2 protein-coding genes and 1 pseudogene are annotated in these 6,053 nt (G+C 61.4%); 2 read left to right on the top strand and 1 reads right to left on the bottom strand.

Annotated elements, in window-relative coordinates:
• Positions 1-396 precede the first annotated feature (396 nt).
• Together HMPREF0178_RS13160 and HMPREF0178_RS13155 are read left to right on the top strand one after the other, a co-directional pair.
• Positions 397-2,892, top strand: a complete 2,496-nt coding sequence (locus HMPREF0178_RS13160; protein ID WP_009368537.1) for a 2-oxoacid:acceptor oxidoreductase family protein — start codon at positions 397-399, stop codon at positions 2,890-2,892.
• A gap of 427 nt (positions 2,893-3,319) precedes the next feature.
• Positions 3,320-5,704 carry an acetate--CoA ligase family protein gene (locus HMPREF0178_RS13155; RefSeq protein ID WP_009368536.1) on the top strand — a complete coding sequence of 795 codons (2,385 nt, stop codon included), beginning with the start codon at positions 3,320-3,322 and terminating at the stop codon, positions 5,702-5,704.
• Here the strand turns inward: HMPREF0178_RS13155 and HMPREF0178_RS22620 are convergent.
• Positions 5,701-6,053, bottom strand: a pseudogene (locus HMPREF0178_RS22620) (hypothetical protein); the annotation flags it as partial. The gene HMPREF0178_RS13155 and the pseudogene HMPREF0178_RS22620 overlap by 4 nt on opposite strands.

The following is a 6,053-nucleotide window of genomic DNA, read 5'->3' as shown; positions in this document are numbered from 1 at the left end:
CCCCCTCCCCCCTCCAAAACCACCCCCTCTCCCCCTCCCAAGACTTTCGACCTTATCGAATCCCCGTTCACAGGTTTACTTGTGGACAGAGAACGATAAAGGTAATGGCGAAAGGCAAGACGTCGACAATGTGCCTGACGCAAGACAATGCGACACCAGCACATTCCGTCTTTTTTCAGGGAACAATTGAAAAAAACATCCCAAAAGAGAAATTCCTGACGCCGATGGAGCCGTTTCGCTGCGGTTTCAGCCGAAACGTCGTTTCGTCCGAAACCGCAGCGAAACGATACTGCCGGGGTCCGGGGGGCGGCTCGCCCCCCGGGCAGGGGGTCAAGGGGGGCGGCAGCCACCCTTGCCGCCGGAGGCATCCCTCCCAAACTTCCAAAGGAAAACGCCATGAACGAAATCCAGCAACTGTGCGACGAGGCCGCAGGAACCAATAAAGTCCTGCAAGGAAACATCGCGTTCGCGGTCGGCTGCGTACGCGCAGGCATCCACGCGGCGGACGGCTACCCCGGCACGCCGAGCACGGAAGCCATCGACAAGGGCCTGTCGCAGGCGCAGGACAGGATCACCGTGGGCTGGTCCGTGAACGAAGCCGTGGCCGTCAGCGTCGGCGTGGGACACGCCATGGCCGGGCGCGACTGCGTCGTCACCATGAAAATCCCCGGCCTCTATCAGGCCTGCGACGCCTTCACCAGCGTTTCCTGCTACATGCAGCCCAAGGGAGCGCTCATCTACTACATCGCCAGCGACTTTACCCCAAGCTCCACACAGCACGTCATCGATCCCCGCTACCTCTTCAAGAGCTGCTTCGTACCCGTGTTTGAGCCGCGCACGCATCAGGAAATGCACGAGGCGGCAGGGCTGGCGGCTGACATCTCGCGCACGCACCGCACCCCGGTCGTCATCCTCGCGGGCGGGCTTCTCTGCCACAGCGAAGGGCTGGTCAAACTCGCTGAACAGCATACGCGCCCGCTCGCCGAAGTCGGACCGCTCGCGCTCCAGCACGCCCTGCCCGGCATGGCCCGCATCTCCTACGATACCGTCATGGCGGAACGTATGCCCGGACTCATCCGCATGGTCGAGGAATCGCCCCTCAACATCCACTATAGGGGAGCGGGACGGCGCGGGGTCATCACCTGCGGCGCGACCACCCTGCTCATGCGCGAATACAAGGAACGCTTCGATCCCGATCTCGACATCCTTTCGGTGGCCTTCACCAACCCGCTGCCGATGGAACGCATCCGGGCGTTCTGCGCGTCCATCAAGGGCGAAGTCAGCGTTATTGAGGACGGCTACCGCTTCGTACAGGAAGCCTGCCTCGCGGCGGGACTCGACGTCAGCGGCAAGGACTCCCTCAGCCATGTGACCGAATGGACGCCCGAGCGCATCGCCGCATTCCTCGGCAGGGATACCAAGGCCGGGACGCCCGCGCCTTCCGTACCCCGCCCCCCCATGATCTGCGCGGGATGCCCCTACCGCCTCGCGGCCCTGCATCTCGGCAAACTGCGCAAGCGCGGGGACATTGAGGCCATTTTCGGCGACATCGGCTGCAATACGCTGATCAAGGGCCTCAACGCCCTCGACGTAAACCTGTGCATGGGTGCAAGCGAAGCCATGCGCATGGGCTATGTCCTTTCGAAGCCCGAAGCCGCCGCCCGCTGCGTAAGCATCATCGGCGACGGCACCGAGTGCCACAGCGGCATGGACGCCACCCGCAATACGGTGTTCCGCCAAGTCCCAGGCCTCAAAATTGTGCTCGACAACGAATGGATCGCCATGACCGGAGGCCAGCCTTCGCCGTCCTCGCCCTGCAACCTCGCCGGGCAGTCCAATGCCTTCCGGCTTGACGAGGCCCTCAAGAGTCAGGGAGCACACGTCATCACCGCCGACGCCTACGACAAGGCGGAAATCGAAGCCCGCGTGGAAGAAGGGCTCAAACTGGCGGGCGAAGGCCGTTTCACCATCCTGATCATACGGGGGACCTGTATCCGCAAAGTCCCTGCATCCGCCTACGGGCAGAAGCTCACCGTGGACAAGGAACTTTGCCGCAAGTGCGGGCGTTGCCACATCTGCCCCGGCATCGAAGCCTCCGAAGACGGCACGCCCCGCTGGAACAACCTCTGTTCCGGCTGCGTGTCCCGCACGCCCGCCTGTCTCCAGATGTGCCCGTTCAAGGCCCTTTCCGTCGCGGGTTCCAACACGGAAACAACTCTCGAAGCCGTCGCGCTTCCCCATGCTCCGGAGGCCATCGACGTTCCTCCCGTCGATTCCTTCCGGCGTCCTCCCCGCCTGTCCCTCGCCATCCGTGGCGTGGGCGGGCAGGGGAACCTGTTCTTCGGTAAGGTGCTGGCGCAAGTGGCCTTCCTCGCCGGGTACGACGACCGCAACATCCTCAAAGGCGAAACCCACGGCATGGCGCAGATGGGCGGCCCGGTCATCAGCACCTTCGGTTGTGGCGAAGTGTTCAGCCCCGCGCTCGTGCCGGGGACGGCCAACGTCCTCATCGCCATGGAAAAGGCCGAAGTGCTGCGCCCCGGTTTCCTCGATCTGCTGGAGCCCGGCGGGACCGTGCTCATGGCCGATACCCGCATCCTGCCGCACGGCCTGAAGCCCGAAGCCTATCCATCCGACGAGACCATCACCGCACAGCTTGAAGGCTACCGTACCGTGACCGTCGACGTTCTGAGCATCGCCCTCAGTCTCGGCGACCCCAAGGGTCGCTGTGCCAACGTGGTCATGCTCGGCGTGCTCAGCACTCTGCCGCCCTTCGACGTCGTGCCCAAAGCCGTCTGGCTGCAAGCCCTCAAGGGCATCTCCCGCAAGCCGTCCCTCTGGGATCTCAACCATGCAGCCTTCATGGCCGGTCGCGGGATGCAGAAAGATTGATCGGGAAGAGGAAAGATGTGGGGGAAGGGGCCCTCCCTTCCCCCACACCCCCATCCCTCCCCCGAAGACTTTTGAACTTATCGAATCCCTCTTGTCGTTTTTCCCTGATGATAGGGATGAGGAAAAACAGACACGGGGAATGAATCAGGCGAACGCAACGTACAGAAAACGTCAATCTGAATAACTCTCTAAAAGATAATAATATTACTGTATTACTAAAAAACTTCTGATACACCCCAAACGCTCAGAGGGAACGCCAGACTCGCTCAAAACGGCCCTGTGTCCGATCCGTGCCGGACAGCGTCCGGGACGGATCGGATATGAAGCCGTAACTGAGGGGGTCCGGGGGGCATCATGCCCCCCGGTCAGGGGGTCAAGGGGGGCGACGCCCCCGTTGCCGCCGGAGGCATCCCGCAAGGAACACCCTATGAACCTTACCGTCGCCTACGAACCGATCACGGAACTGCTCCGCAACGCCTATGCCGAAGGACGACAGTTCCTCTACGAATACGAAGTGTATAACCTCCTGAGCCTGTCGGGATCGGAAACGCCCCCGAAATGTTCCTTCATCCCCCGCAACGCCAAACTCGCCGACGAGGAAGTCATGGCCATGCCCGGGGACAAGGCCGTCCTCAAGATCGTCTCTCCGACCATCATCCACAAAACGGAAGTCGGCGGCGTGCGCATCGTGCCGAAAACGCCGGATAAGGTGCGATCCGCCGTGCGCCGTATGCTCTCCGAAGTGCCTGAACGCTACGCCGAATGGATCGAACGCCACCCGTCCGGCGCCCCCAAGAGCTATCGGGGGGTGGAAGGGGCCGCGCTGCAAAACGCCATCGCTTCCGATCTCAAGGGGGTGTTGCAGGTGCAGTTCATGCCGCCCGACTCCGAAGCGTTCGGCAATGAGCTTATCGTGGGCCTGCGCCGCACCCGCGAGTTCGGCATGGTCATCAGCGCCGGCCTCGGCGGGACCGATACTGAGCTGTACGCCGAACGCTTCCGCAAGGGGCAGGCCATTGTAGCCGCACTCACGACCATGACCGACGGAGAGACGTTCTTCCGGCTGTTCCGGCAAACCGTCTCATATAGAAAACTCGCCGGATTGACGCGCGGGCAACGCCGCATCGTTACCGACGACCAGCTCATCGAATGCTTTGAGTCCTTCATCCGCATGGGGAACCACTTCTCGCCGGACAATCCGGACGCGCCGTTCGTCATCGATGAGCTGGAAATCAACCCGTTCGCCTTCACCGACTATCTGATGGTCCCGCTCGACGGCATGTGCAAATTCTCGCTGCCGGAAAAAGAACCGACGGCCCGGCCCGTGGCGCGCATCGGAAACCTGCTGCACCCCGAACGCATCGGCATCATCGGCGTGTCCGCCAAGCGGAGAAATTTCGGACGTACCATCCTTGAAAACATCATCGGTTCGGGATTCGACAAAGATCGGATCGTCATCCTGCGCGACGGCGAACCCGATCCCTCCGGCGTGCGCTGTGTGCCTGATCTGCGGAGCGTGAGTGAGCCGCTGGATCTGTTCATCGTGGCAGTAGGCGCGGAACACGTACCCGGCCTTGTGGACGAAGTACTGGAAACAGGCGCCGCCCGGAGCGTGATGCTCATCCCCGGTGGCCTCGGTGAAACCGAGGAAAGCAAGGAAATCGCGGCCCGCATGATCGAGCGCATTCGGGAAGCCCACGGCAAAGGCGACGGCGGCCCGGTGTTCCTCGGCGCGAACTGCATGGGTGTCATTTCCCGGCCCGGCGATTATGACACGTGGTTCATCCCGGCCGAAAAACTGCAGGCCGCGCGCCAGACGTCGTGGCGGCGCACCGCCATCGTGAGCCAGAGTGGGGCATTCCTGCTCAACCGCTTCAGTCAGGCTCCGGAAATGAGCCCGGCCTACCTCATCTCTATGGGCAATCAGACCGACCTCACGCTCGGGGACATGATGCGCCACTTCATCAGCTCGGACGAGGCGGACGTCATCGCCGTCTATGCGGAAGGCTTCAAGGATCTTGACGGGCTGCGGTTCGCACAGGCCGTCCGCGAAGCCGTGCGCAACGGCAAGCAGGTCATCTTCTACAAGGCGGGGCGCACGCCCGAAGGCAAGAATGCCACCAGCGGGCACACGGCCTCTCTCGCCGGAGACTACATGGTCTGCGAGAACTGCATCCGGCAGGCGGGCGCGATCATGGCCCGCAACTTCACGGAATTTCAGGAGCTCATCCTGCTGGCGGAAGCGTTCCGCAACGATGCCGTCAACGGCAAGCGCCTCGGCGCGGTCAGTGGCGCGGGATTTGAAGCCGTGGGCATGGCGGACTCCATCCAATCGGACGAATACAGCATGTCGCTCGGCGCTTATGCCGAAAGCACCCGCAGCGCCATGCAATCCTGCATCAATGAAAAGCACCTGGACAAGCTGGTGACCATCGCCAATCCACTGGACATCAACCCCGGCGCGGATGACGAAGTTCATGCGCACATGGCGGAATTGATGTTGAATGACGAGGGCATCGACGCCGTGGTCATCGGGCTCGATCCGCACTCTCCGGTGACGCACACCCTTGCGGAGACGGACGTGGAGGCCTTCCGCATGGACGCGCCCGGCGGCATCCTCGAACGGCTCTCTGCCGTACGTGAACGCTTCCGCAAGCCGCTGGTCGCCGTGGTGGACGGCGGGGCACAGTTCGAGCCCTTCCGTAATGCCCTACGGGAACGGAACATACCCGTTTTCCCCGTCTGCGACCGCGCTATTGCCACCCTATCCTTATATATGGAAGCGAGGCTCATGGTTAAAGGGTTTGTTTAGGAGAGAAAAAGATTAGAGGGGGGAAGGGGGACCTTTCTGGACGAAAGGTCCCCCCTTCCCCCCCTCCAAACCTCCCCTCTTCCCCTCCAAAGACTTTCATCTTTATCGAATCCCTCATCCGAAATTCCCGCATGGGCAAAAGATGATGGGTAACTTAGATTTCTTATTGGAAAAAGAAAGGCGAAGGATTTTTTCCTTCGCCTTTTCTCGTTATAAGAAGAAAAACACAGCCTCACCCCTATGTTCACAGGGAAAGACGCCAAAAGGGATTCGATAACGTCAAAAGTCTTTGAGAGAGGGAGGATGGGGGTTTTGGGGAAGGGAGGAGAGAACTTTCTGAAGAAAGTTC

The sequence above is a fragment of the Bilophila sp. 4_1_30 genome (assembly GCF_000224655.1).
GTDB classification, from domain to species: Bacteria; Desulfobacterota; Desulfovibrionia; order Desulfovibrionales; family Desulfovibrionaceae; genus Bilophila; species Bilophila wadsworthia.
This window is presented reverse-complemented; position numbering and strand designations above follow the sequence as displayed.

What these genes read in the sequence shown, in the direction of transcription:
- HMPREF0178_RS13160 (WP_009368537.1), top strand. Translation starts at nt 397, where the DNA reads ATGAACGAAATCCAGCAACTGTGCGACGAGGCCGCAGGAACCAATAAA.
- HMPREF0178_RS13155 (WP_009368536.1), top strand. Translation starts at nt 3,320, where the DNA reads ATGAACCTTACCGTCGCCTACGAACCGATCACGGAACTGCTCCGCAAC.